The 24826-nt window shown below is 40.8% G+C and carries 27 protein-coding genes; 21 read left to right on the top strand and 6 right to left on the bottom strand.

The window, feature by feature from the left end; translation table 11 throughout:
* The 15 genes from SHALO_RS01045 (at window position 1) to mnmL (ending at window position 12093) form a co-directional block, all read left to right on the top strand.
* Window positions 1–411: a hypothetical protein gene (locus SHALO_RS01045; RefSeq protein ID WP_069476990.1), complete on the top strand. Its 411-nt coding sequence runs from the start codon at window positions 1–3 to the stop codon at window positions 409–411.
* The gene (locus SHALO_RS01050) at window positions 412–1080 is read left to right on the top strand and encodes a 16S rRNA (uracil(1498)-N(3))-methyltransferase (RefSeq protein ID WP_069476991.1); all 669 of its coding nucleotides are present in this window, start codon (window positions 412–414) and stop codon (window positions 1078–1080) included.
* A 97-nt stretch (window positions 1081–1177) separates the two neighbouring features.
* Window positions 1178–1378 carry a 50S ribosomal protein L31 gene (rpmE, locus tag SHALO_RS01055; protein WP_025343427.1) on the top strand — a complete coding sequence of 67 codons (201 nt, stop codon included), beginning with the start codon at window positions 1178–1180 and terminating at the stop codon, window positions 1376–1378.
* A 12-nt stretch (window positions 1379–1390) separates the two neighbouring features.
* Entirely contained in the window at window positions 1391–2203 is an 813-nt protein-coding gene (gene rsmI, locus SHALO_RS01060) for a 16S rRNA (cytidine(1402)-2'-O)-methyltransferase (protein ID WP_069476992.1), read from the top strand.
* 91 nt (window positions 2204–2294) lie between these two features.
* Window positions 2295–2978, top strand: coding sequence for a 23S rRNA (guanosine(2251)-2'-O)-methyltransferase RlmB (gene rlmB / locus SHALO_RS01065; RefSeq protein ID WP_025343429.1), 684 nt, complete (start codon window positions 2295–2297; stop codon window positions 2976–2978).
* On the top strand, window positions 2971–3894 hold the full coding sequence (locus SHALO_RS01070) for a hypothetical protein (protein WP_069476993.1): 924 nt from the start codon (window positions 2971–2973) through the stop codon (window positions 3892–3894). Before rlmB ends, SHALO_RS01070 begins: the two co-directional genes overlap by 8 nt.
* Window positions 3891–4706, top strand: a complete 816-nt coding sequence (locus SHALO_RS01075) for a hypothetical protein (RefSeq protein ID WP_069476994.1) — start codon at window positions 3891–3893, stop codon at window positions 4704–4706. Before SHALO_RS01070 ends, SHALO_RS01075 begins: the two co-directional genes overlap by 4 nt.
* Window positions 4707–4720: 14 nt before the next feature.
* Window positions 4721–5932, top strand: coding sequence for an LL-diaminopimelate aminotransferase (locus SHALO_RS01080; protein ID WP_069476995.1), 1212 nt, complete (start codon window positions 4721–4723; stop codon window positions 5930–5932).
* Window positions 5933–5935: 3 nt separating this feature from the next.
* Window positions 5936–7207: a homoserine dehydrogenase gene (locus SHALO_RS01085; RefSeq protein ID WP_069476996.1), complete on the top strand. Its 1272-nt coding sequence runs from the start codon at window positions 5936–5938 to the stop codon at window positions 7205–7207.
* Window position 7208: 1 nt separating this feature from the next.
* Window positions 7209–7535 (top strand): YraN family protein, encoded by a 327-nt coding sequence (locus tag SHALO_RS01090; RefSeq protein WP_069476997.1) that lies wholly within the window; start codon window positions 7209–7211, stop codon window positions 7533–7535.
* Between the two features lie 86 nt (window positions 7536–7621).
* The gene (gene trxA / locus SHALO_RS01095; RefSeq protein WP_025343435.1) at window positions 7622–7939 is read left to right on the top strand and encodes a thioredoxin; all 318 of its coding nucleotides are present in this window, start codon (window positions 7622–7624) and stop codon (window positions 7937–7939) included.
* A gap of 128 nt (window positions 7940–8067) precedes the next feature.
* Window positions 8068–9000, top strand: a complete 933-nt coding sequence (trxB, locus tag SHALO_RS01100; RefSeq protein ID WP_069476998.1) for a thioredoxin-disulfide reductase — start codon at window positions 8068–8070, stop codon at window positions 8998–9000.
* A gap of 15 nt (window positions 9001–9015) precedes the next feature.
* Complete coding sequence (dapB, locus tag SHALO_RS01105; RefSeq protein WP_069476999.1) at window positions 9016–9783, top strand: 4-hydroxy-tetrahydrodipicolinate reductase; 768 nt, start codon at window positions 9016–9018, stop codon at window positions 9781–9783.
* A 19-nt stretch (window positions 9784–9802) separates the two neighbouring features.
* A complete protein-coding gene (gene purF / locus SHALO_RS01110) occupies window positions 9803–11140 on the top strand; it encodes an amidophosphoribosyltransferase (protein ID WP_069477000.1) in 1338 nt (445 codons plus the stop codon).
* Complete coding sequence (gene mnmL, locus SHALO_RS01115) at window positions 11140–12093, top strand: tRNA modification radical SAM protein MnmL/YtqA (RefSeq protein ID WP_069477001.1); 954 nt, start codon at window positions 11140–11142, stop codon at window positions 12091–12093. The genes purF and mnmL overlap by 1 nt, the downstream gene beginning before the upstream one ends.
* A gap of 141 nt (window positions 12094–12234) precedes the next feature.
* Here mnmL and SHALO_RS01120 read toward each other — a convergent pair whose 3' ends face one another.
* From SHALO_RS01120 to SHALO_RS01140, 5 genes are read right to left on the bottom strand one after another with little or no spacing between them, the layout of a single operon-like run.
* Window positions 12235–12777, bottom strand: coding sequence for a DUF2393 family protein (locus SHALO_RS01120; protein ID WP_069477002.1), 543 nt, complete (start codon window positions 12775–12777; stop codon window positions 12235–12237).
* 10 nt (window positions 12778–12787) lie between these two features.
* On the bottom strand, window positions 12788–13324 hold the full coding sequence (locus SHALO_RS01125; RefSeq protein WP_069477003.1) for a DUF2393 family protein: 537 nt from the start codon (window positions 13322–13324) through the stop codon (window positions 12788–12790).
* Window positions 13314–13997, bottom strand: coding sequence for a bifunctional phosphoribosyl-AMP cyclohydrolase/phosphoribosyl-ATP diphosphatase HisIE (gene hisIE, locus SHALO_RS01130; protein ID WP_069477004.1), 684 nt, complete (start codon window positions 13995–13997; stop codon window positions 13314–13316). Before hisIE ends, SHALO_RS01125 begins: the two co-directional genes overlap by 11 nt.
* Window positions 13994–15088 carry a prohibitin family protein gene (locus tag SHALO_RS01135; RefSeq protein ID WP_069477005.1) on the bottom strand — a complete coding sequence of 365 codons (1095 nt, stop codon included), beginning with the start codon at window positions 15086–15088 and terminating at the stop codon, window positions 13994–13996. The genes hisIE and SHALO_RS01135 overlap by 4 nt, the downstream gene beginning before the upstream one ends.
* 17 nt (window positions 15089–15105) lie before the next feature.
* A complete protein-coding gene (locus tag SHALO_RS01140) occupies window positions 15106–16020 on the bottom strand; it encodes a branched-chain amino acid transaminase (RefSeq protein ID WP_069477006.1) in 915 nt (304 codons plus the stop codon).
* A gap of 243 nt (window positions 16021–16263) precedes the next feature.
* Here SHALO_RS01140 and SHALO_RS01145 point away from each other — a divergent pair, with 243 nt between their 5' ends.
* Together SHALO_RS01145 and bcp are read left to right on the top strand one after the other, a co-directional pair.
* On the top strand, window positions 16264–17682 hold the full coding sequence (locus SHALO_RS01145) for an aldehyde dehydrogenase family protein (RefSeq protein WP_069477007.1): 1419 nt from the start codon (window positions 16264–16266) through the stop codon (window positions 17680–17682).
* A 23-nt stretch (window positions 17683–17705) separates the two neighbouring features.
* The gene (gene bcp / locus SHALO_RS01150) at window positions 17706–18170 is read left to right on the top strand and encodes a thioredoxin-dependent thiol peroxidase (protein ID WP_069477008.1); all 465 of its coding nucleotides are present in this window, start codon (window positions 17706–17708) and stop codon (window positions 18168–18170) included.
* Window positions 18171–18210: 40 nt separating this feature from the next.
* On the opposite strand, the gene SHALO_RS01155 is transcribed toward bcp, so the two are convergent.
* Window positions 18211–21087: a DUF748 domain-containing protein gene (locus SHALO_RS01155; RefSeq protein ID WP_238585266.1), complete on the bottom strand. Its 2877-nt coding sequence runs from the start codon at window positions 21085–21087 to the stop codon at window positions 18211–18213.
* A 142-nt stretch (window positions 21088–21229) separates the two neighbouring features.
* Between SHALO_RS01155 and SHALO_RS01160 the strand changes: the two genes are divergently transcribed.
* From SHALO_RS01160 to clpX, 4 genes are read left to right on the top strand one after another with little or no spacing between them, the layout of a single operon-like run.
* Window positions 21230–22318 carry an epoxyqueuosine reductase QueH gene (locus SHALO_RS01160; protein ID WP_069477009.1) on the top strand — a complete coding sequence of 363 codons (1089 nt, stop codon included), beginning with the start codon at window positions 21230–21232 and terminating at the stop codon, window positions 22316–22318.
* A 33-nt stretch (window positions 22319–22351) separates the two neighbouring features.
* A complete protein-coding gene (gene fabZ / locus SHALO_RS01165) occupies window positions 22352–22795 on the top strand; it encodes a 3-hydroxyacyl-ACP dehydratase FabZ (protein WP_037959045.1) in 444 nt (147 codons plus the stop codon).
* 9 nt (window positions 22796–22804) lie between these two features.
* Complete coding sequence (lpxA, locus tag SHALO_RS01170; RefSeq protein WP_069477010.1) at window positions 22805–23596, top strand: acyl-ACP--UDP-N-acetylglucosamine O-acyltransferase; 792 nt, start codon at window positions 22805–22807, stop codon at window positions 23594–23596.
* Window positions 23586–24818, top strand: coding sequence for an ATP-dependent Clp protease ATP-binding subunit ClpX (gene clpX / locus SHALO_RS01175; RefSeq protein WP_069477011.1), 1233 nt, complete (start codon window positions 23586–23588; stop codon window positions 24816–24818). Before lpxA ends, clpX begins: the two co-directional genes overlap by 11 nt.
* The last annotated feature ends 8 nt before the right edge of the window (window positions 24819–24826 follow it).

Consider the following 24826-nt stretch of genomic DNA (forward strand, 5'->3'; position numbering starts at 1 on the left):
ATGGAAGAACTGATCCAATTATCGAGTCAACTGCATTTGGTTTTCATCATCCTTTTAGTCGTACTGATCGCACTCAATCTCTATTTGCTCAAAAGTGACAAAACATTTCTTAAACTCTCCAAAAGACTTGAACTCATTGCTCCTCAATACTACATCGTGCTCTCCGCCATCTTTTTCACCGGTATTATCGTCATGGCAGTGCGTCAATTTACCTTTTCGCTTTCGGTGTGGGTGATGATTGTCGTTTGGATTGGCATCGTCGCTTTTGGCATCAGAGGGCATAAAATGTACAAAAGATTGGAGCGAACCGAAGCGTCTCAAAGCGCTTACAAACGCTATGCTATTAAAAAATATAGTCTTGATTTACTCGCACTCGTTCTCACCAGTGCGCTCTTTTATACGGTGCATTAAATGCAGTTTGTTTATCATCCCCGTGCAGGCGAGCCACTTCTCATAGTAGATACGAGGGAATACGAACATCTCTTTAAAGTGCGTCGTATCAGCGTGGGAGAGAAGCTTTCGTGGCGAAATTTGGAAGATGCTTTTATGTATGAGTATGAAATTACCCAGATTGGTAAAAAAGAGGCAGAGCTCGCACGTGTGTCCCAAAAAGAGTTGCCCTTGGTGCCTTCAAACGTTTTACATGTAGGTTGGAGTATCATCGATCCCAAGATTATTGAAAAAACACTTCCGATGTTGAATGAACTCGGTGTTTCTAAAATCAGTTTTGTCTATGCCGAGTTTTCGCAAAAAGGGCATAAACTGGACTTAGAGCGCATGAAGCGCATTTTGATTAACTCTTCCCAGCAGTGCGGGCGAAGTTTATTGATGAAGATTGAAGTGTTTGCTTCTCTTCAAACCTACATAGAAGCGTATCCGAAAAGTCATGTCTTGGACTTTTCGGAGGTAAAATTGCGTGGCGATGAAGCGGTTAGTTCACTCTTGGTTGGACCGGAGGGCGGATTTAGCCAAAAAGAGCGATTGTTACTTCAAACTCAACCGATTGTGGGTCTTACATGTAACACAATTTTACGAAGTGAAACGGCAGTAGTGGCTGCGGCTTCCAAAATATTGGCATGACTTGAAATAATGAATCTTTTGTGCTATAATTTGCACCCTTTGGCAAGACGTGCCAAATAATAGATTTTATTTTTATGAACAATTAAGGAAAAGCATTATGAAAAAAGATATTCATCCAGAATATGTACCATGTGTTGTAACGTGCGCATGTGGAAATAGTTTCGAGACTATGTCCAACAAAGCCGAGTTAAGAATTGATATTTGCAGTTCATGTCATCCATTTTTCACGGGCAGTGAGAAAATCGTAGATGCTGCAGGTCGTGTTGAGAAATTTAAGAAAAAATATAGCTTAAAATAGTTCTTAAACCCATTGATCTATTTCATTCCTACCCCTATAGGAAATTTAGATGACATCTCCGTTAGAAGCCTTAAACTTTTAACGGAGTGCAAAACCCTTTTCTGCGAAGACACTAGAATCACTAAAAGACTTCTCTCCCTCCTTGCTCAAAGACATAACGTAACCTTTCAGATTCAAAATTTTATCTCCATGCATTCACATAACGAAGAGACTGTTTTAGCGAGTATTGATAAAAAAATCTTTGAAGAGCATGTAGGCTATCTCAGTGATGCAGGCATGCCCGGTATCAGCGATCCAGGCGCTGCGTTGGTACGTTTTTGTCAAGCAAATGCCCTAGCGTATGAGATCCTCCCCGGTGCGAATGCTGCCTTGCTAGCGTATGTCACCAGCGGTATTAAAACCCATCAATTTTTGTTTTATGGCTTTTTATCGCACAAAGGAATGGACCGTCAAAACGAGCTGTTTGAAGTATTGAACGCTCCGTACGCGGTGATTGTGTATGAATCGCCTCATCGGATTGAAAAATTGATTGAAGAATTGGCTCAGTTTGCCCCCAATCGTCAGATATTTGCGATCAAAGAGGCAACCAAGCTGTATGAAAAACGTTTTTTTGGAACCGCACTTGAGGTGCAAAAAGCATCAAAAACAGCGAATCTCAAAGGCGAATGGGTCGTGGTGATTACGCCTGAAATAAAGCACGGTGGCGAAGCTATTACCAAAGAAGATTTGATCGATCTTGACCTTCCTCCGAAACAAAAAGCCAAACTCCTTTCCAAACTCACTGGAGAGAGTATCAAAGAGTGGTATACGAAACTTCAAAATTAATGTCCCTATTTTGTTACATGTAAACTCCTAAAAATGGTATTTTACATTCAAGCTAGTATTATTTTAAGCCAGTTTGGATACAATAATTGCCATGATAATCTATGGAAAACAACTCTTTTTACATCTGTTAAATCACTATCCTTCAAGGATTGAAACGGTCTTCTTGCCCAAGCAGTGTGACCCTAAGCTCTTTTCTCAGATTGCGCGTGTCACGCAAAAGATCTGCACAATTGATGAGCGAAAAGCACAAGCGTTGTGTCATGGGGGAAACCATCAAGGCTTTATTGCGGAGATTAAGGATTTTGAGCTTGCTTCATTTAATGAAATAAAGCATGGCTCTTTCTTGGTCATTTTGGATGAAGTCACCGATGTGGGGAATATTGGTGCTATTGTACGCAGTGCATATGCCTTTGGGGCGGATGGCTTGATTTTGAGTGGTATGAAAACATGCAACTTGGAAGCAATTTTGCGTACCAGCAGTGCTGCAGCGTTTGAATTGCCCATTGCACTTTGTCCTTCAACACGCGATATGCTCAATGAACTCAAGCAAATAGGGTTTACACTCTATGGCGCCGACATGAGTGGCGTGGATGTTAAAGAAGTCACCTTTGCACCCAAACGGGCTTTGATTATGGGAAGCGAAGGCAAGGGTTTGTCTCCTAAGGTAAAAGAGCGATTGGATACACTTATTTCAATCAAAATGACAAGAGCATTTGACTCTTTAAACGTGAGTGCTGCGGCTGCGGTACTGTGTGATAGGATTGCCAATGGATAAGGATATCAGGGTCTTAGAAAAGGTTGGTCTACAAGAGGTTTGCAAACGAACCCACATTGAAGTCAAGCAACTCGAATATATGATCAACAATCAGTATGACAAGCTCAATCAAGTCAATACCTTAGGGTTTGTCAAAATCTTATCCAGAGAGTTCAAGCTTGACTTAACCGATTGGCTTGAAGGCTTTTATGATTACTGGGCTGAACACAGTGTGGAAGAGGATTCCCATAAAGATAAGATTTTTATTCGCGCTAAAAGCGATCGTGCTTCTAAAAAAGGGGCATGGCTTTTTCTGTTTATCTTTTTAATCGCAGGTATCTTTGGTGTCGTCTCTATTTTTAAAGGTGAGATTAATATCGATCTTATGGCTCTTTTGGATAAAGCTAAAATTGAAACCAATCAGACCAGCGCGTTTCAAAGTGCTCCAATCGTTCAAGAAGCAGCGACATCTTTGGGTGTCAAAGTGGAAGAGCGTGTAGTTGAAACCAACAGTAGCAATAGCACGGTACAAGCTGTTGTAGTCAGCATTGATGAAAATTTGGCACGTAAAGCAGAAGGAAACGATAGCAATGCTTCAAGCATACCGCTTCCAATGCTTCCCGAATCCAATACAACGTTGGTGAACACGGTTCCCAAAAACAATGCGATCATTATGCCAATGAAACGCATTTGGATCGGTCTTGTTAATCTTGAAACCTTTAGCCGTAAAGAGAGTACCAACGATCAAAATATTACCATTGATTTAAGTAAGAATCAAATCATCAAAACAGGAAATGGCTTTTTCAAACTCTCCTACGATGGAAGTGTGGAAGACTTTACGGAACAAGGATCAACCCGTTTTTTAGTGGAAAACGGTGTGATGAAAAAAATCTCTGAAGAGAAATTTATAGAACTCAATCGAGGCAAAAACTGGTGAAAAAACTATGTCTTATTCTCATCCTTTCACTCTCTTTATTTGGGGCGCAGAGTCTTCAAGAAAAGATTCGAAGTTTTGTGGGTGCTTCAAAATATGAAACACAAAAAAACCTAATTCAAGTCCTTTTTGCGCAAAATAGCACGTTTGTAAAACCCAATGGCGAAGTGGACAGTGTTAAAGTGATTTCAACGCTTAAAAAAAATGGGTTGCTCCAACTTTTATACGATAGACCCATTCAGTTACGTTTGGCATTTCGTACACAAAGTGATCCGCTTATTTTTCTCAAAATTGTGAATGAATCCCTTGAAGCGATGGGGTATAACTATTTTTTAACGAACAATGCACTGCGCGATAGTGCCGGTTTTGTATGGGAGATTTACCTTCAAACAGAGCATATCGTCGATCCTGAAACCTTCGCGAATGCCCTTGAGGCTAGAGGATGCACTGTAACGAATATCGTAAAAAATGAAGACCATTACTGGTTTTATGACATTGATTCAAGTAACGCTTATCTGGGCGCTAAAAAAGTAGAAAGTGGTGTTACAACACCCTTAGGCAAGCCTTTGAAGCCTTATTGGATTGATGTGAAAAATATGAGAGAGGTCACCATAACCGTTCACTCAGGTGATCGTTGGTTTCCCGATGTTGTCTTTTTTGATGAAAATTTGCATCTACTCAGTGATGTAAAATCGGAAGAATCGACACGAACGCTGAAGCTAAAAGTTCCAAATAATGCCACGTATTTGAAAATTGGCGATGCTTTTATGCTTGAGAATATAAAACATGGATTATCTTTACATGTAAAAGAGTAATAGGAGAAATAAAGATGTTTGATGAGATTAGATTTAATACCATTGATAGATTACCAGGGTATGTTTTTGCCGAAATTAATGAACTAAAGCTTGCTGCACGTCATGCGGGGGATGATATTATCGACTTTTCGATGGGCAATCCTGATGGAAGAACCCCACAGCATATTATTGACAAACTCGTAGAATCTGCTCAAAAAGATGGCACACATGGCTATTCGGTGAGCAAGGGTATTTATAAATTACGATTGGCAATTTGCAATTGGTATGCACGCAAATACGGTGTTACACTTGATCCTAATACTGAAGCGGTTGCAACCCTAGGAAGTAAAGAGGGTTTTGTGCATTTAGCCCAAGCGATTATGAATCCAGGTGACGTGGCTGTTGTGCCTGATCCTGCGTATCCGATTCATGCGTATGCGTTTATGATTGCTGGTGGAAATGTTCATAAATTTAGCCTTGATTATGATGAAAAATATGTCTTGGATAAAGAGCAATTTTTTACAAAACTCAAAAAAGTATTTAAAGAATCAGCTCCAAAACCAAAATTTGTCGTTGTAAACTTTCCTCATAACCCAACGTGTGTGACCACCGATGTCTCTTTTTACGAAGAGTTGGTTGCGTATGCTAAAGAAGAGCGCTTTTACATTATCAGCGATATTGCCTATGCAGATCTCTCCTTTGATGGCTACGAGACACCTTCCATTTTCCAAGTTGAAGGTGCTAAAGATGTCGCGGTTGAATGTTATACGCTCTCTAAAAGCTACAATATGGCAGGCTGGCGTGTCGGTTTTGTTGTGGGTAACAAAAAACTTGTGGGTGCGCTTCAAAAAATCAAATCATGGTTTGACTATGGTATGTTTACACCGATTCAAGTCGCTTCTACGGTAGCACTCGATGGTCCACAAGAGTGTGTGGATGAAATTCGCGCTACGTATCAAAAACGTCGTGATGTTTTAGTCGAGAGCTTTAACAATGCTGGCTGGCCGATGGAAAAACCGCAATCAACGATGTTTGTCTGGGCAAAAATTCCTAAAGTGGCAGCACATTTAGGCAGCATGGAGTTTGCAAAACAGTTGCTTCAAGAGGCAAAAATTGCTGTGAGTCCTGGTATTGGTTTTGGCGAAAGTGGCGATGGTTATGTGAGAATTGCGCTCATCGAAAATGAGAACAGAATCCGCCAAGCTGCACGTAATGTGAAGAAGTATTTGAAGAGTTTAGAAGGTTAAAGAATGATCAGAGTCGGAATTATAGGCGTAGGAACCGTTGGTAGCCACGTGGTTAAAATTTTACAAGAGAATGAAGACATTATCACAGCGCGCAGTGGCAAAAAAATTATTCCTATTATCGGTGTCGTCAAAGATACAACCAAAAAAAGGGATGTTAACCTCCCTTTGAGCAGCGATGTTAATGATGTTTTAGACAATCCTGAAGTCGACGTTGTGGTTGAACTCATGGGTGGCGTGGATGAAGCCTATAAAATTGTCACCCGAGCGCTTAAAAATAAAAAAGCTGTTGTCACCGCCAATAAAGCACTTTTGGCGTATCACCGCTATGAATTACGCGATCTTGCTGGTGATACACCCATTGGCTATGAAGCTAGCGTTGCGGGTGGAATCCCGATTATTAAAGCACTGCGCGAGGGTTTAAGTGCCAACCATATTGAAGCGATTAAAGGCATCATGAATGGTACATGTAATTTCATTTTGACCAAAATGATGAATGAAAAAGCGGAATTTGCAGATGTTTTAAGAGAAGCGCAAGCGCTAGGATATGCAGAAGCTGATCCAACGTTTGATGTCGGTGGATTTGATGCCGCGCATAAACTGCTGATTTTAGCGAGCATTGCGTATGGCATTGATGTCAAGCCTGAAGAGATTTTGATCGAAGGCATTGAGCATATCAACAGCGAAGACATCTACTTTGCCAAAGAGTTTGGGTACAACATCAAACTGCTAACGATTGCGAAGAAAAGTGGCGATCAAGTTGAGCTTCGTGTGCATCCTGCCCTTGTGCCGATCACGCAGATGATCGCCAAAGTAGATGGCGTGATGAACGGCATTAGCGTTATTGGTGATCGTGTCGGCGAGACGATGTATTACGGACCAGGAGCTGGTGGAAGCGCTACGGCGAGTGCGGTTGTTTCCGACCTCATTGACATCGCGCGTCATACGCAAAATTCACCGATGCTTGGATTTATCAAACCGCTTGAGAAAAGTGGTTTGACGCTGATGAATAGGGATGATATTTGCACACAATATTACATTCGTGTTACGGTCGAAGATAAAATTGGCGTTCTCTCTAAAATCTCTGAAATTTTGGGAAAACACTCTATTTCTATCAGCAGTTTTTTACAAAAACAAGATGTGAAAAAAGAGGAGCGTGCGGTATTGCTCTTTTCAACCCATACATGTAAAGAGAGCAATATTCAAAAAGCACTCCAAGAGCTCAGTCAGTTGGAATTTGTTGAGCTTAAACCTGCAATGATCCGTATCGAGGCGTAAAATGAGTTTAAAGGTAGGAAAAGAGGCTGAAGAGAAGGCCTCTGCCTACCTTAAAAAAGAGGGACATACGATCCTTGTACAAAATTTTCACTCGAAATTTGGCGAAATCGATATTATTACATGTAAAGAGAATACCCTTCATTTCTGCGAAGTTAAATTTTCACACAAATACGATCCTATCACGCGTATTACCCCTTCTAAAATGGCAAAAATCATCAAAACAATTCAGTATTATTTGCTAACGCACCCCAATTCGTATGATTATCAAATTGATGCTATTTTAGTAACGCCAGAAACTATTGAAATAATAAAAAATATTAGTTACTAAAAAAATAACTTTATCCACTATGGTAATTTTAAAGTTAGAGTGAGTATAATTGACCATCTATAAAATAACGTTTTAGGGGAAAAAAAATGGGAAAATATTTAGAGTTGAATGCATCAAATTTTGATAGTACCGTAGCAGAAGGCGTAGCCCTAGTAGACTTTTGGGCACCTTGGTGTGGACCTTGTCGTATGATCGCTCCCGTTATTGATGAATTAGCAGGTGATTTTGAAGGTAAAGCAAAAATTTGTAAAGTCAATACGGATGAAGAGCAAGATGTTGCGATTAAATATGGTATTAGATCTATTCCTACGATCCTTTTCTTTAAAAATGGTGAGTTAGTAGACCAAATGATTGGTGCATCATCGAAACAAGTTTTAGCGGACAAAGTTAATTCACTTCTTTAATTAAAATTTTGCACGGAAGCCGTTAGACTTCCGTGACTACGTTACCTCTTTTGAACCATAAACATGATTTGTACGAGTATATATACAACGTGTCATTCGGTCACTCTAAAAAAAGATAAGGAAAAATTATGTTAGATCTAGCAATTATTGGCGGTGGCCCAGCAGGTCTAAGTGCTGGATTGTACGCAACACGCGGTGGTTTGAAAAATGTAGTGATGTTTGAAAAAGGACTTCCTGGCGGACAAATCACCAGCAGTAGTGAAATCGAAAATTATCCAGGCAGTGCAGAAATACTCAGTGGTTTAGACTTTATGGCGCCTTGGTCAGAACAGTGTATGCGCTTTGGTCTTAAACATGCGATGGAAGAGGTCTCCCGCATTTCAAAAAATGCAGATGGCACGTTTATAATAGCCCTATCAGGCGGTAAAAGTGAACAGGCTAAAAGCGTCATCATTTGCACAGGAAGCACGCCTAAAAAAGCCAATTTTGAAGGTGAAGCCGAATTTTTTGGAAAAGGGGTAAGCACCTGCGCGACATGCGATGGCTTTTTTTACAAGAACAAAGAAGTTGTAGCCCTAGGTGGCGGTGACACTGCCCTTGAAGAGGCGCTTTATCTCTCCCATATCTGCTCAAAAGTCTATCTTATTCATAGACGTGATACGTTTAGAGCCAGTCCAAGTACCATCGAAAAAGTTAAAAATAATCCAAAAATTGAACTTGTTTTAAATGTGACGGTTAAAAAAGCGTATGGCGATAAAACGGGATTGAATGGCATTATTGTCGTTGATGCTGAAGGAAAAGAGCGTGATATTGCTGTTCCTGGTGTCTTTGTCTTTGTTGGAATGAATGTCAACAATGCTATTTTAAAGCAAGAAGACGGTAGTTTTTTATGCGATATGGATGAAAATGGCAATGTGGTTGTTGATCTGAACATGCACACCTCGGTAAAAGGACTTTTTGCGGCAGGCGATTTAAGAATTAAAGCTTCAAAACAAGTTGTATGTGCGGCAGGTGATGGCGCAACGGCAGGTATTCAAGCTTTAGAATATGTGAACCATTAAGAAGGAAACGCGCGAATGATAGATGTTGGAATCCATGGCTCAACCGGTAGAGTAGGCAGATTGTTGATTGAAAACCTCATAAAAGATAAAGAGGCAAGACCACACGTTTTGCATGCACTGGAAGATTTTAACTTTACGCCTCCCAAAGAGGCAATCGTAACGGATGATGTTGTAGAACTTTTACAAAAAAGTGCTGTTGTCATTGACTTTACCATTGCTATGGGGTGTGAAACACTGCTTGAAAATGCACTGAAGCATCCTACTCCTCTTGTTATTGGCACCACAGGGCTTAACGAACATCAACAAAATCTCTTAAAAGAAGCGGCGAACAATATGCCTATTCTTTACTCTACTAATATGTCTTTGGGTGTAGCGGTTTTGAACCGTTTGGTTGAGCTTGCTTCTAAAAGCCTGAGTGATTTTGACATTGAGATCGTGGAGCAACACCACCGTTTTAAAAAAGATGCACCTAGTGGTACGGCATTAACCCTTGGAGAGCACGCTGCTCGTGGACGAGGTCTTAATTTAGATGATGTACGTGTCAGTGGTCGTAATGGTCTTATTGGTGAACGTAGTAAAGATGAGATTGCTATAATGGCACTTCGTGGTGGTGACATTGTTGGGCGCCATACAGTAGGATTTTACAATGATGGTGAATTTATTGAGATGAACCATACGGCAACCAGTCGTGATACCTTTGCCAAAGGCGCTATCAAAGCCGCAAAGTGGATCATCAATCAACCAAATGGTCTTTATACAATTAGTGACTGTTTAGGTCTTTAAAAAAAGGTGATATGAACTTATGTGTGCAATTGTTGGTGTATTTGATGTAAAACATGCTTCTAAGATAGCCTATTATGCTCTGTTCGCGATGCAACATCGTGGGCAAGAAGCAACAGGTATCAGTGCCAGTGATGGCAAGAAAATCCGAACGATTAAAGACAATGGTTTAGTCACCGAAGTTTTTAACGAAGAAAAACTCTCGTTCTTACATGGCGACATGGCGATCGGCCATAACCGTTATTCAACAGCAGGAAGTGACTCTGTCCGAGACGCACAACCCGTTGCGGCTAGTTATAAACTGGGCGATATTTCTATTGTTCATAATGGAAATTTGATCAATAAACATGAAGTGCGAAGTAAATTGGTAGAGCAAGGTGCTATTTTCCAATCTTCTATGGATACGGAAAATATCATTCATCTTATCGCTCGTTCCCAACAAGGCAAACTCAAAGATCGCATTATTGAAGCGTTACATGTAATCAAGGGAGCGTATTGTCTTTTGATTCAAAGTAGATCCAAAATGTTTGCTATCCGTGATCGTTACGGAGTTCGTCCATTATCGATTGGTAAAATGAAAGAGGGCGGCTACATTGTCGCAAGTGAGACCTGCGCACTTGATCTCGTGGATGCTGAGTTTGTAAGAGATGTCAGACCTGGTGAGATGGTTATTTTTCAACACGGTAAAGAAGAGTTTGAGAGCATTCAACTTTTTGAGCCCGATCCACATATTTGCGCCTTTGAATTTATCTATTTCGCTCGTCCTGATAGCGTCATTGAAGGTAAAAATGTCTATGCCGCACGCAAAAAAATGGGTATGAAGCTCGCAGAACTTGCTCCTGTTGAAGCAGACTTTGTGATTCCCGTTCCCGATAGTGGTGTCAGTGCGGCACTAGGATACGCACAAGCCAGTGGCATTCCTTTTGAAATGGCGATTGTTCGAAATCATTACGTTGGAAGAACGTTTATCGAGCCTACACAAGCGGTACGTGACCTCAAAGTGAAACTCAAACTCTCTCCGATTCATAAAATTTTAGAGGGTAAAAAAATTGTCGTGATTGATGATAGTATCGTAAGAGGTACCACGTCACGTCAGATTGTAAAATTACTCAAACGTGCGGGTGCTGCTGAAGTGCACATGCGCATCGCGGCTCCGACGATTGAGCATCCGTGTTTGTATGGCATTGATACACCAAGCTATAAAGAGCTTATTAGTGCCAATAAAACCGTTGAAGAAGTCAGAGAGTATATTGAAGCGGATTCATTGGCTTTTTTAAGTATTGAAGCGCTTAAAGAGAGTATTGGCAACGATATGAATTATTCACTGGTTAGCTTTGATGGAAACTATTTTATTAAATAATGCGCGAGATTTTAACCGCTGGGCGGTACTTTAAGAGAAAATTTGGGGAAAAAGTCTATAAAATCCCCATCTCTATCTCTGGATTTACCTGTCCGAACATTGATGGTACGGTTGCGCGAGGTGGCTGTGTTTTTTGTGAAAATGAATCATTTAGCCCCAATTTAGAGCACAATCAACCCAAGCGATTTTTTCTGAGCCCAACTTCAGAAAATCCCTACTTAGAGTTCCAACTGGTTCAGTTGGAAGCACAGTATAAGAAGACCAAAAAAGTACTGGCTAAAAAATTTGGCGCTCAAAAATTTATCATCTATTTTCAATCCTTTACCAACACCTATGCCCCTCTTGCAACACTTCAAGCCCTCTATACAAAAGCGCTTAGTTTTGAAGGGGTTGTGGGGCTTAGCATTGGAACACGTACCGATAGCATTAACGAAGAAGTGCTTACCTACTTAGCAGAGCTTTCAAAATCGCATGAAATTTGGGTAGAGTATGGTGTTCAATCTTCTTCGGACGAAACACTCAAAAGAATTAATCGTGGGCATGATAGTGGTAATATTGAGAAATACATTGCTTTAACGCATCAGTATGGACTTAAAATGTGTGCGCATGTTATCTTCGGACTCCCTGGAGAAACACCTGAAATGGCGTTGGAAAGTGTGAAGTTTGCCCTTAGACTTGGCGTTCACTCGTTCAAATTTCATCCCTTGTATGTTGTTAAACGAACAGCCTTGGCGAATGATTTTAAAAAAGGGGAGTTTTTACCTATCTCGGAGGAGTGCTACATTCAAACGTTGATTGAAGCGATCAAGCTTTTGCCAGAAGAGGTGATGTTACAACGTGTAAGTGCAGGTATTGAAGATGAAACATTGCTCTCTCCTGACTGGTGTTATACCAAACATCAGCAGATGTTTAATATTCGCCAAGCCTTAAAAAAAGAAGGGTTTATGTATTAGACTTCTTGCAAAATACATTTTGCAAGAAGAAAAAGCACCAAAGGTGCGTGGGCATTGCGTCTTGCAAAACCCAGTGTTAGCGTAGTCTTTAGAGCTTTGCTTTAAAGACGTGTAAAGAGTTCTGCAAGAACTCTAATAGCGCTAGTGGCAGAAAAGCTCGTAGCGCGTATAAGGTTTTGTATAAGAGGGTGGATAGCGCATAAAGACGGTGAAGTTGCGCATCTCGCCTTTATATAAATTCTCAGCAATCACAAACTCTTTCGTTGTCTCAACGCTATGGCTCTCTTCTCCCCACTTAAACAGGTTATCAAACGCAGATTTTGGAACAAAGCTTATGCCTTCTGTGCCAGCTCGCTCAAACGATTCATTGGAAATTTTGACTTCCAAAACACATGTTCCAATTTTAAAATTACCAATATTGCGAATCTGTCCTGAGATAGAAAACGATTCATTGATTAGGACTTTTTTCTGTACTATATTTTCAAGTCGTGCAATTTTAGTGTATTTATCAAGCCCATAAATAGCAAAGGCTGCAAAAACAGTTGCAATAAAAAATGCAGTGAAAATAGGCGCATAGAGGGAAGATTTACCATCATGGCTACGAATGGTCAGTACGATGGCCAAGGCTAGGAGTAAGAAAATAACAATCATAGCGAACCAATGGAGTAGGGTAAAATAAGTCATCTGTACTCCTTTAGTAGCATTCTGCGCTAAGTGATGCGTTCACATCACTACTGTAGACAAAATCATCGAAGACACTTTGGAATTCCATGACACCCTCTTTGAGCAGCGTTTGTTTTACTAGTATCGACTGATTCGCGATCGGTTTTAATCTGTTAATGAACGCTTTAATCCCTTGTGCATCGGTCTGTTTGAAAACAGAGGTATGCACTAAACAGAGTGAAAAATCTTTTGTTGAATGGTTAGTAATGGATCCCTCAACAATCAAAGAGTCAGAAAAGGTCAATTTTTTCACCAGACTGATTTCCGTTGTGGTCGCTCGTGTGATTTCACTTAGTTTTAGTTTGATAAAAAAAGGTGAAACCACAAGAAGAATCAGTGCAATAATAATCATAAAAAGTGAGGTAACAGAGGATTTTTTGGCAATTAAACTTGCCAAGATAATCAATGCTAAAAAGGTAAAAAGCAGCCATCCAAATGCCAAATAATCATAAAGACCAAAGTGTTTAACATAGGTCAATAGTGATAATTTAAGGGCATCAATGTTCATTGCGACTATTTTTCTCCTCTATTCCACTAAGACCAAAGCGCCTCTCAAGCTCTTTGGAAATGAGTGATGGATGAATGTTTTTAGATCCTAACGCTACGAGGGCATGAAACATAAGATCGGCCGCTTCGTAGATAATCTCTTTACTATCACCATCTTTACATGCAAAGCAAAATTCACCCGCTTCTTCGACTACTTTTTTCAAAATGCTGTTATCGCCTTTGTGAAGCAGTGATGCCACATAAGAGCTTTTGGGATCAGCATGTTTACGCTCTTGAATGATATGGTAAATTTTATCGGTGATCGAATACGCTTCGATCTTTATTTCTGGCTCTTTGGGTGTTTCATCAACGTCTACACGGTTAAAAAAGCACGACATTCGCCCTGTATGACACGCAACACCCTCTTGCACCACTTTGAGCAATAAGGTATCGCTATCACAATCCAAATAGGCCTCTTTAACGTGTTGAAGATGCCCACTGGTTTCACCCTTTTTCCAGAGGCTTTGGCGGCTTCTGGAATAGTAGTGAGCCAGTCCCGTTTGCAGTGTTAATGCAAGTGCTTCTTGGTTCATGTAGGCGAGCATCAGCACTTCACCACTCGTGACATCTTGTGCAATGACAGGAAGAAGTGGTGAGGCATCCCAGTTGATGGAATTTAAAAGTGTTGAACTCATTTGCTTATACTAACGGCTTTCTGACTATCTTTAGTATCAACCCAAATGTTTGGCACTGCACCACCAGGTGTTAGGAAGATTTTTGCATCTTTATTTTCACGAAGCGCTTCATTAAACTTACCTTGCACTTCAATTTGTCTAAGTGTCAAAAGAGGTGTTGAGATACTGTCACTAATTTTTTTGTTGGCGTACGCATCAGCTTCTGCTTCAATTTTAATCGCATTGGCTTGACCTTGCGCGTTAATTTCTCTCGCTTTAGCTTGACCTTCTGCTTCAGCTGCACGTTTTAAGGCTTGTTGATTGGCGATTTCAACTTCATAACGTGTTCGCTCGACTTCTTGTTTCGCTACTTGAACACGTTCGATTTGCTCTTTGATTTTCACTGGTAAAACAATTTCACGAAGTTGCATTGTCAAGAGTTCAACAGGTTGACCCGGTTGTGCATCAATCGCTTTACGGATTCCTTCTTCAATGTTAACCGCAATTTCATTACGCTTTTGAGGAAGTTCCTCGGCGTTAAACTTACCAATAACGGCACGTGTTACATCGCGAACGACGGGATTGATGATCTTATCTTCCCATGACATACCCCATGTTGCAATGGTCTGAGGTGCTGTGGTTGGCTCTAACTTGTATTGAACGGTGAGTTCAATTGAAACAGGAAGACCTCTAGCATCAAGGACGGAGATAGCAGCATTACGTTTAATGCCTGAGCCTCTTTGCATCACTTCACCCAAATCTTCGGTGGAAGAGTAGTTCATAATGCGCACTTTCGTATCGACAATAAAAACTTGTTGAATAAAAGGAATAAAAAGGTGAAAACCTGGGTCCATAGGCGTTGATTCAAATTTACCGGTGGTGGCTTTGATACCCATTTCACCTGAGTTAATAATCACAAAAGGCTTTGCTACAACGGCAATAACCACGATAGCGATTAGCACATAGATAATTCCTGCTTTTTTACCAAGGTTTTTCAAAAAATCGGGAGGTTCGATATTAAAAGGTGTGCGATTGTCATTGTCACCGCCACCACTGTTTCCGCTTCCTCCACCGTTTTTCTTTTTAAAATAATCGTTTAAATCTGCTGGCATAGTTTTCCTTTAGTTGTTTAGATAAATGTTAATAAGTGTTTGTATTTTGGATTGCGTCCGTAGACAACATCAAAGTACGCATCTTGAAGTTGTTTGGTAACAGGTCCTCGTTTACCATCGCCTATGATGTAGTTATCGATATCTTTGATCGGTGTGACTTCAGCCGCCGTACCTGTAAAGAAAGACTCATCAGCAATGTACGCTTCATCACGTGTAATGCGTCTGCGCTCAATGGGAATACCCGCTTCGCGTGCAAGATCTAACACGGTTGCTTGGGTAATGCTTTCAAGTGAAGTGTCGTTTGGTGGTGTAATTAAAACACCGTCCCTCACGATAAAAAAGCATTCGCCACTACCTTCGGCGATAAAGCCATCTTTATCGAGCAATAAGGCCTCTTCATAACCAGCTTCTAAGGCTTCGTATTTTGCCATTTGTGAGTTAAGGTAGTTTGCCGCAGCTTTGGCTTTACCCATGGTTGAACTAACAGGATTTCGTGCAAACGAAGAGATTTTAACGCGAATGCCATTCTCTAAACCTTCATCACCGAGGTAACTTCCCCATTGCCAAGCTGCGATGGCTGTTTTGACAGGTGCTTGAACGTGGTTCAGTCCCATAATGCCGTATCCGAGATAGATGAGAGGTCTAATATAAACATTTGACGTAAAGTTATTGGATCTTAGCACTTCAATGTGCGCAGCTTCGAGTTCTTCAAGTGAATAAGTTGCTTTAATACGTGTGATTTTAGCAGAATTGAGCAAACGTTTGGTGTGCTCTCTGAGCTTAAAAATTGCCAGACCATTTTCTGTCATGTACGCACGTGTACCTTCAAAAACACCGTTGCCATAGTGAAGTGTATGGGTCAAAATATGTACTTTTGCATCGTCCCATGCAACGAGTTTGCCATCCATCCAAATGTATTTTGCTTTATCCATTGTTTTACCTTCTTAAAAGTCGTTTTCTAAAGAGTTACTATGTTATCCAAAAATTAATTAAAGATAGTTTTAGTATGAAAAGTTGAGTTATAATTCAATCTGGACACGTCTTTAAAGCAAAGCTCTAAAGACTACGTTAACACTGGGTAATCCTTGGCGGAATGCCCACGCACCTTTGGTGCTTTGAGTTCTTGCAAAACTTATTTTGCAAGAACATTAGTGACAATACAAGGAGTGAAAATCATGAAAGCAAAGCTGTACATTGGTTCTACATGTAAAGAAACAAAAGCGTATAAAGAGGTGCATTCACCTTTTGATGGACGTGTGGTTTCAAGCTTTTGTATCTGCGATGCAATGGATGCCAAAGCCATTTTAGAAACAGCGAAAAAAGCAGCTTTACATGTAAAGCTTATTCCTTTGCATCAGCGCATCCATTGGCTTTTGGATGTGGCTCAAAAATTAGAATCTGAGCGTGAAAAAATAGCGCAGATTATTACTGATGAAGTGGGAAAACCAATCGCTTTTTCGCGTGTTGAAGTCGATCGTTGCATTGAGACGATTAAACTCTCCGCCAATGCAATCTTACATGTAAACGGTGAAACGTTCGATACCACGGCGATGCCCAGTGGTAAAAAGAGCTTAGCCTTTTACAAACGAGAACCTGTGGGCGTGGTGCTTGCCATTACCCCTTTTAATTTTCCACTCAACCTTGTCGCGCATAAAATTGCTCCAGCTTTAGTTGCTGGTAATGCCGTCATCTTAAAACCCACCTCACAAGCGCCACGCACAGCGTATGAACTCGTCAAGCTTTTCATTGAAAGTTCATATGCTTCCAAAGATGCGCTTAGTCTTATCTACAGTGGTGAAGGGGTGAATGAAGCACTCATCACCAGCAATATTCCTCGTGTGATTAGTTTTACAGGAAGTGTGGGTGTTGGGCGTGAGATCATGCAAAAAGCAGGGATTAAAAAAGTCGCACTCGAACTAGGAGGCAATGCGGCAACCTACATTGATGCCTCTGCTGATTGTGCACTTGCAGCAAAACGATGTGCGGTGGGAGCATTTATTAACTCAGGTCAAGTGTGCATTTCCTTACAGCGCATTTACGTACATGAAGCCATTTATGAAACGTTTGCTAAAGCGCTGGTGGAAGAGACAAAAAGCTTACATGTAGGCTCACCGTATGATGAAAAAACGTTTATTGGTCCAATGGTCAATGAAGCAGCGGTTGAAAAGGCAAAAGGATGGATTCAAAGCGCCATCAATGAAGGTGCAAAGCCACTGTGTGGTTTTACATGTAAAGATCTTTTGTTTGCGCCAACCATTATGGCGGATGTGACTGAGCAGATGCAAATTGTGTGTGAAGAGGTCTTTGCTCCGATCGTTTCGCTGATCAAGGTAAGCGACTACGAAGAAGCAAAAGAGAAAATGAATGCTTCTTCGTATGGACTTCAATATTCTATTTTTTGCAATGATCTTTCTATGGCTCACAGAGCGATTGATGAACTAGAAGCAGGTGGCATTGTGATCAACGACATCCCCACTTTGCGGTTTGATCTTCAGCCTTATGGTGGCATCAAACAGAGTGGCATTGGAAAAGAAGGCCCCTATTTTGCACTTATGGATGACTATACCCAGATCAAATCTGTGGTAATATGCTAAAAAATATCAACAAAGGAATTCATATGTTAACCATAGGCGATAAAGCCCCAGATCTTAGTCTTCCCAATCAAGACAATGTCGAAATATCCCTGCGAGATTTAGAGGGAAAATGGGTTGTGCTTTACTTCTACCCCAAAGATAGCACACCTGGATGTACGACTGAGGCATGTGATTTTACAGCAGCACTTCCTAGTTTTGAGGGTTTAAATGCGGTTGTTTTAGGCGTAAGTCCTGATAGTACTACATCGCATCAAAAGTTCATTGCCAAACAAAAACTTGAGATTACACTGCTTTCAGACGTGAGTACCGAAGTGGCACAAAATTACGGTGTTTGGCAGTTGAAAAAGTTTTGTGGCAAAGAGTATATGGGCATTGTGCGTTCAACGTTTTTGATCGATCCAAGCGGAAAAATTGCGAAGCTTTGGTCCAATGTGAAAGTCAAAGACCATGCAAGTGAAGTTAAAAAAGCTTTAGAATCACTAAGCTAAAGTGTCGTTTGGAGGCTTAAATGGGAGCCTCCAAACTTTCTTAGTTACTCACGGAAATCGAACAGCCCACCCACTCTTCACGAATGGCATCACTGGCTTGAGGCTCATTTTTGATGAGTCGTGCAGGTGCTATTTTATACTTTGTCGTCAAGGTTTGAAAGATGGTATCGAAACGCTTAAGTGCTAAAGCGTGAAGTGCTTCCGGCGTGACCGTGATGCTTTCTGCAATCTTAGAGATCAAAGCATCGTGAATGGCACCAAGGTCTAAATTCTCTTCTTTATAGGTTTTCATCAACTTGCTGTACGCATCATCTGAGTATTTTTGAATGAAAAGTTTTTTGATCGTTTTGCCATAACTGTCATCTTCTTTGCTTTTTTTAGGGATCAACGCTTCAATTTGCGCTGTGACATTTTGCTCTTGAAGAGCTTTGGTATCGAGGGTTTCATTATAACTTGGTGTAATGATGAGTTTGAGTTCCGCTCTTTTGTCTAAAATCTGACGATACTGCTCCATTTTTTCCTCTTCCGAGGCAATAAAGGCAGACTCACCTGCTGCAAAATCGATACTTTTAAGGTTCTCCGTCTCAATCCCTAACATAGAACCTAAAAGTTTAAACGGAGAGGTCGCAATACTCCCGATGAGGTTTCCAATCGCTTTCCATACAATGCTTCCATAACGAAATTCAGGGTCATTCAGATCGCCACTGACGGGAAGGTCAAGATCGATTTGCCCTTTGGAATCTTTTAAAATAGCGATAGCAAGTCCTAAAGGAAGATTGGTCGCATCTTTACTTTCGATCTTTTCACCCAAAATTAGCGAGTCAAGATTAATCTTATTGGCACCTTCCATGACCCCCTTTTTAATTTTATAGTTCAGATCCATGGAGAGTTTTCCCTCTTTGATAGCATAGCCTATAAATTTACTGGTATAGGGAGAAAGAGAAGGCATATCGATGTTTTTAAAGAGAATTTTGAGCATGGCCCGATCTTTAAAGTTAAAGGGTAAAATAGATCCATCAATCTTTGCATAGCCGTATTTATCGACTTTTCCTTCAAGTTTAAGCACGGAAGGTTTGGTGTTTTTGGTATCAAGAGTTGACATCGATCCATTGAGGCGATCGGCAAATGTTGCAAATGGAAGAAGTAAAGAAGCGTCTTTAAAATGCGTTGTTCCTCTTTTGAGTACGATATTGCCAATATACATGGACATCGCATCGTGTGTGCTTGGGGCTTTTTGTGTTTGAGACGACTTTTGGGGTTGTGTGGTTGATGTCTTTAAAAGATTGGAAAAATTGGTGGTGCCATCTTTTTTAATATCGAGATTGATATAAGGTTTATCCAGCATAATGTTTTGAATACTGAGCGCTGCAGGAGAGAGATTGTAAGCGATACGGCTAACATTCAGCGTTTCCCATGCCACAAGCGAGTTTTTTAATTTATCCGCGAGTGAAAATTTTGAGATGGTTGCATCACCTTCGATTTTGAACATTGGCTTTTGATCAAACGAAGCGCTTAGTTTAGACGTAAGCGATAAGGAACCATCTTGAATGAGCGTTGTTGTAAAAAGCGTGATGTAAGGTTGCACTTTTTCTAAAGAGAGTTTAGAGGCATTCATCACCATCTCAAGTGACGCCGTCGCAGGGATAAAAACACCTTTTGCGTTTAAAGAAGCGGTGGTGTCGATGGTGCTGTTAAAATCATAGGCAATAGGGCTATTTTGATCGTGCGTAATATTTTGAGCGATCAGTTTCAAAGGTGCCAAGTGGATAGGTGTACTTTTGACATTTTTGTCTGTAACATCGATGGTTGCTTCATTGATTTCGAACGTTTTGAGTGCAAATTTCCACTCATTTTTAGTTTCTTGCGCGGCAGGTGTTGGTGTCTTGGGTTGCGTTGGTACACTTTTCGGCGTAAACAGACGTACTAAATTCACCGCATACTCTTTTTCCAATTGTACATCCACAAAAGGTTTGGAAAGAATGGCTTTTTCGATGCTGATGTTGGACGTTTGCAGGTCAAAATCAATCGTTTCAAGTTTGAGAGAAGGCACGTCAACGACTGTTTTTTGCTCCGTATCGACGAAGCGAATATTTTCCAGTAAAGCAGATGCTTTTTCTAAAGATACCAGCGGTTTTTCTTTGCTCAAATCGATGGAAAAAGGAACTTTAAGCGAGAGTTCGCCTTGGGTAAGGGTTGCTGGAATGTTGGGTACTGCGTATCGCCAAAAGTTTGAAAGGGGAAGATGTGAAATGCCCAGTTCCCCGTAAAATTTAAGGGGTTCAAACGAAGCGCTACTGGCTAGCGTTATTTTTTCTTCATTTTTTAACATCACTTTGAGTGCGTGAATGCTCAGGTCATCTTTGTAAAAACTAAGATTGTTGACCGCATAATTGATAGGGCCAATTTCGAGTTTAAACGGTTCACTAGGGCGTTCATCGCTAAAGTTTGTTTTCGCATTTTGGATTTCAACATGCTCAATGATAAAAGGCATGGTAAGGCTCGTATCTGTCGTTGCATTACTCTCTCTTGAAGGGTTTGTTGGAAAAAGACTCAGAAGTGTCAGATTCCCTTTTGGATCAATTTTAAGGTCCACAAAGGGTTGCTCAAGCAGAAGTGATTTGACAAAAAACTCTTTCTTGAAAAGATAGGTTGGATCGTAATTGATGTAAAGATGCTCCAGCGTTGCAACGTCGTTTCCTGCTGTATCGTGCAGTGCAAAATGGTTTACATGTAACTCAAACGTGAAAGGGTTAAAGAGTACTTTTTCCATGGAAACCAAGAGATGAAGTTTCTCTTGCAAAAGAGACGGCATTTGGGTACGTATCCACCATGGAAGGATCACAAAACCACTCAACGTATAGAGTAAAGGAAGAAAAATCAACCAGAACAGTAGATTTTTGAGACACTTTTTGATCATAGTATCCTCCTTCTGTGAGTAAATTTATTATACAACAAAATACAAAATTCTATTTAAAAGCACTATTAGTTTTATGAGGCAGGAAAGGTTATATGTTACCTATGTTATACTTTTACAAAATTAAATCTAATAAAGAAATGCCATGCTCGTTCATATTTGCTGCTCTGTTGATAGCCACTTTTTTCTACAAAAACTCCAAAACGCTTATCCCAAAGAGAGACTTATTGGCTTTTTTTACGATCCTAATATTCATCCTTTTAGTGAGTATGAACTCAGGCTCCTTGATGTCAAACGCAGTTGTGCGAAACTGGGCATTCCTTTACATGTAGGAGCCTACAATTACGAAGGGTGGCTAGAAGCGGTTCGAGGCTTAGAAGGTGAGCCTGAAAAAGGCAAACGTTGTCAAGTCTGTTTTGATAACCGGTTAGAAGCCAGTGCGCAAAAAACGCTGGAAATAGGTGAAAAAATCCTAACAACGACTTTACTAACAAGCCCTAAAAAATCACTCGATCAGTTAGGAAACGCATTGCGTTTGATTGCCGATCGGTACCATCTTGAAATCGCCGTACCTGATTTTAGAAAAGGTGGTGGGACGCAAGAGCAGTTTGCCCTTGCCAAAGAGGCGATGTTGTACCATCAAGATTATTGCGGGTGTATTTTTGCACTCAGTGTTCAACGAGAGCAACAACAGCGCTTTGCCGATGAATTAAGCTCTCCACTGCGACCGCAGATCCTTCCCTCTTCCATTGAAGCGCGCACCGTTTTGTATGAAAACGTCATGGAACTCGAAGCGCAAAAAACTCCTTTTAAATTGGTGCGCGAGAAGTTTTTAAATTACAGACTGCTTCGTGCATGGGTGAAAAAGAGTAACCAAGACGTGGTGCCAAGTTATGTGCTTTTTTATTCTACATGTAAAAAAGAGAAGATCAAAGCAAACATCGAATTCATCAACGAAGGTGTTGGTTTTTTCAGCAAAGAAGAGGCGCGGTTTATTGCACTTAAAACGTTTAATGTTGTGGCAAATACGCACTATGCCAGTGTCAAAGAAATGCTACAAAATCCCCCAACGGTGGAAATTGAAATGACATTTAGAAACGCGATAATGAAGTTATCCTTTGCCTCTTTAACCCCTCTTATCGTACTAGATGAGGTGAATGTGGGTGCTTATGAACTCTTCCTTCAAAGCAAAACTTACCATGACATTAGAGAAAATTTAGTATTAATTAGCTAAAATATTAGAATTTTCATTGATAAGGTTTCAAGAATGATAGATGTTATAGAAATTCAAAAAATACTTCCCCATCGCTATCCTTTTTTATTGATTGATCGTGTTGAAGAGCTGATTCCAGAGCAATCGATCAAGGCGTATAAAAACGTGACCATTGGTGAACAAATTTTTCAGGGGCATTTCCCTGGTCATCCCATCTATCCGGGTGTTATGATTTTAGAGGGCATGGCGCAAGCGGGCGGCGTGCTAGCATTTAAAAGTATGAACATGACCAATGAAGAGGCAGCGCAAAAAGTGGTTTATTTTATGAGCATTGACGGTGCTAAGTTTCGAGCCCCCGTTCGCCCTGGCGATAAATTGGAGTATCACATGAACGTCGTGAAACACAAAGGGTCTATTTGGGTTTTAGCCGGTAAGGCGTATGTCGGTGATGTACTGATGAGCGAGGCTGAACTTAAAGCCATGATCGTTGATAAATAGGCGGTTACGATGAGTTTAATTTCTCCCCATGCCATTATTGAAGAGGGCGCTATTATCGGACCTGATGTTGAAATCGGGGCGTTTTGTTTTATCTCAAGCCAAGCTAAAATTGGACAAGGGACAAAAATTGCTCAGGGTGTTCACATCTGTGGCAATACCACTATCGGCAAGCACAATGAGATTTTTTCGCATGCTGTTTTAGGTTCTATCCCACAAGACCTCAAATACGCAGGTGAAGAGGTTGAACTGATTATTGGCGATTACAATAAAATTCGCGAATTTACGCTGTTCAATCCAGGAACCCTTGGCGGTGGCGGTAAAACGATCATTGGTGATCATAACCTGTTTATGGGCTATGTCCATTTAGGGCACGATGTCATTGTGGGCAATCACTGCATTTTGGCCAATGCCGCAACAATCGCTGGGCATGTCGAGATGGGAAATTACGTGGTCGTTGGTGGAATGACACCAGTGCATCAGTTTGTTAAAATTGGCAGTTACGCGATGATTGCAGGAGCGGCGGCACTTTCACAAGATGTTCCTCCGTTTTGTTTAGCAGAAGGCAATCGTGCGGTTTTAAGAGGACTGAATCTGACAGGACTTCGCCGTCATCTTGAGCGCCAAGACATTGATGCGCTTAGAAGTGCTTACCGTGAATTATTTGAGTCGGGTCAACCGTTACAAATACAAGCTGCAAAATTGTTAGAAGAACAGCCTAATGTTCATGTTCAACAAATGTGCAATTTTATTATGGAGTCCACACGTGGCATTCCATTCGAGAGGAAAAATAATGGTCAATAGAGAGTGTAGTTTTTGTGGCACGAAAGAGAGTAGTGACACGCGTTTGATCGCAGGCGATGATGTTTTTATCTGCGAGCATTGTGTTATCTCTGCCCATAAGATATTTTTTGGAGAAATCCCAGAGCCTTCTGTAAGTGGCAGTGAAGAAGCGTTCGATCAAGAGCTTTTAGCCCCCAAAGAGCTCAAAAAAGTGCTCGATGATTTTGTGATCGGACAAGACCAAGCTAAAAAGATTTTTTCGGTGGGCGTTTATAACCACTATAAGAGAATTTTCAAACAAAGCAGTATCGCTGACGATACCGAAATTTCTAAATCCAATATTTTACTTATTGGACCAACTGGTAGCGGTAAAACGTTGATGGCTCAGACTTTGGCGCGCTTTTTGGATGTGCCAATTGCCATCTGTGATGCGACCAGTTTAACGGAAGCAGGTTACGTAGGTGAGGATGTTGAAAACATTCTGACGAAACTGCTTCAATGTGCCAATGGCGATATTAAAAAAGCAGAGCAAGGCATTGTGTTTATCGACGAGATTGACAAAATTGCGCGTATGAGTGAAAACCGTTCTATCACCAGAGATGTTTCAGGTGAGGGCGTTCAACAAGCATTGCTTAAAATCATCGAGGGTAGCGTGGTCAACATTCCACCTAAGGGCGGACGTAAACACCCTAATCAAGATTTTATTCAGATCGATACGACCAATATTTTATTTGTCTGTGCAGGTGCTTTTGATGGCTTGGAAGAGATCATCAAACGTCGTATCGGCAAAAACGTGCTTGGTTTTGAGCAAGAAAAACGCACCAAAAGCCAAGATGCAGGACTTTTTGATTTGGCAGAGCCCGATGATTTAGTCCATTATGGTCTGATTCCAGAGCTCATTGGACGTTTACATGTAACCGCAAAACTCTCACCAATTACGCAAGAAGACATGGTGCGTATTTTGACGGAACCTAAAAATGCAATCTATAAACAGTACCGAAAACTTTTTGCGATTGATAACGTTGAGCTCTCTTTTGAGAAAGAAGCGCTTGATTCTGTGGCTGAGCTTGCGATCAAACGCAAAACGGGAGCGCGTGGACTTCGAAGTATTATAGAGGACATTATGGTGGATGTAATGTATGAGCTTCCCGAGTTGGATGGATATGAAGTGGTGATTACAAAAGATGTGGTTACAAAAGGTGAAAAACCGCTTTATATCAAAAAAGATAAAAAAAGTGCGTAAAAAAGGAT

Origin of the sequence: Sulfurospirillum halorespirans DSM 13726, assembly GCF_001723605.1 — a bacterium.
GTDB classification, from domain to species: Bacteria; Campylobacterota; Campylobacteria; order Campylobacterales; family Sulfurospirillaceae; genus Sulfurospirillum; species Sulfurospirillum halorespirans.

What these genes read in the sequence shown, in the direction of transcription:
- purF (WP_069477000.1), top strand. Translation starts at nt 9,803, where the DNA reads ATGTGTGCAATTGTTGGTGTATTTGATGTAAAACATGCTTCTAAGATA.
- SHALO_RS01045 (WP_069476990.1), top strand. Translation starts at nt 1, where the DNA reads ATGGAAGAACTGATCCAATTATCGAGTCAACTGCATTTGGTTTTCATC.
- rpmE (WP_025343427.1), top strand. Translation starts at nt 1,178, where the DNA reads ATGAAAAAAGATATTCATCCAGAATATGTACCATGTGTTGTAACGTGC.
- SHALO_RS01125 (WP_069477003.1), bottom strand. Translation starts at nt 13,324, where the DNA reads ATGAACATTGATGCCCTTAAATTATCACTATTGACCTATGTTAAACAC.
- trxB (WP_069476998.1), top strand. Translation starts at nt 8,068, where the DNA reads ATGTTAGATCTAGCAATTATTGGCGGTGGCCCAGCAGGTCTAAGTGCT.
- SHALO_RS01090 (WP_069476997.1), top strand. Translation starts at nt 7,209, where the DNA reads ATGAGTTTAAAGGTAGGAAAAGAGGCTGAAGAGAAGGCCTCTGCCTAC.
- rlmB (WP_025343429.1), top strand. Translation starts at nt 2,295, where the DNA reads ATGATAATCTATGGAAAACAACTCTTTTTACATCTGTTAAATCACTAT.
- SHALO_RS01155 (WP_238585266.1), bottom strand. Translation starts at nt 21,087, where the DNA reads ATGATCAAAAAGTGTCTCAAAAATCTACTGTTCTGGTTGATTTTTCTT.
- SHALO_RS01070 (WP_069476993.1), top strand. Translation starts at nt 2,971, where the DNA reads ATGGATAAGGATATCAGGGTCTTAGAAAAGGTTGGTCTACAAGAGGTT.
- clpX (WP_069477011.1), top strand. Translation starts at nt 23,586, where the DNA reads ATGGTCAATAGAGAGTGTAGTTTTTGTGGCACGAAAGAGAGTAGTGAC.
- lpxA (WP_069477010.1), top strand. Translation starts at nt 22,805, where the DNA reads ATGAGTTTAATTTCTCCCCATGCCATTATTGAAGAGGGCGCTATTATC.
- fabZ (WP_037959045.1), top strand. Translation starts at nt 22,352, where the DNA reads ATGATAGATGTTATAGAAATTCAAAAAATACTTCCCCATCGCTATCCT.
- mnmL (WP_069477001.1), top strand. Translation starts at nt 11,140, where the DNA reads ATGCGCGAGATTTTAACCGCTGGGCGGTACTTTAAGAGAAAATTTGGG.
- hisIE (WP_069477004.1), bottom strand. Translation starts at nt 13,997, where the DNA reads ATGAGTTCAACACTTTTAAATTCCATCAACTGGGATGCCTCACCACTT.
- dapB (WP_069476999.1), top strand. Translation starts at nt 9,016, where the DNA reads ATGATAGATGTTGGAATCCATGGCTCAACCGGTAGAGTAGGCAGATTG.
- trxA (WP_025343435.1), top strand. Translation starts at nt 7,622, where the DNA reads ATGGGAAAATATTTAGAGTTGAATGCATCAAATTTTGATAGTACCGTA.
- SHALO_RS01135 (WP_069477005.1), bottom strand. Translation starts at nt 15,088, where the DNA reads ATGCCAGCAGATTTAAACGATTATTTTAAAAAGAAAAACGGTGGAGGA.
- SHALO_RS01080 (WP_069476995.1), top strand. Translation starts at nt 4,721, where the DNA reads ATGTTTGATGAGATTAGATTTAATACCATTGATAGATTACCAGGGTAT.
- SHALO_RS01145 (WP_069477007.1), top strand. Translation starts at nt 16,264, where the DNA reads ATGAAAGCAAAGCTGTACATTGGTTCTACATGTAAAGAAACAAAAGCG.
- SHALO_RS01085 (WP_069476996.1), top strand. Translation starts at nt 5,936, where the DNA reads ATGATCAGAGTCGGAATTATAGGCGTAGGAACCGTTGGTAGCCACGTG.
- bcp (WP_069477008.1), top strand. Translation starts at nt 17,706, where the DNA reads ATGTTAACCATAGGCGATAAAGCCCCAGATCTTAGTCTTCCCAATCAA.
- SHALO_RS01120 (WP_069477002.1), bottom strand. Translation starts at nt 12,777, where the DNA reads ATGACTTATTTTACCCTACTCCATTGGTTCGCTATGATTGTTATTTTC.
- SHALO_RS01160 (WP_069477009.1), top strand. Translation starts at nt 21,230, where the DNA reads ATGCTCGTTCATATTTGCTGCTCTGTTGATAGCCACTTTTTTCTACAA.
- SHALO_RS01050 (WP_069476991.1), top strand. Translation starts at nt 412, where the DNA reads ATGCAGTTTGTTTATCATCCCCGTGCAGGCGAGCCACTTCTCATAGTA.
- SHALO_RS01140 (WP_069477006.1), bottom strand. Translation starts at nt 16,020, where the DNA reads ATGGATAAAGCAAAATACATTTGGATGGATGGCAAACTCGTTGCATGG.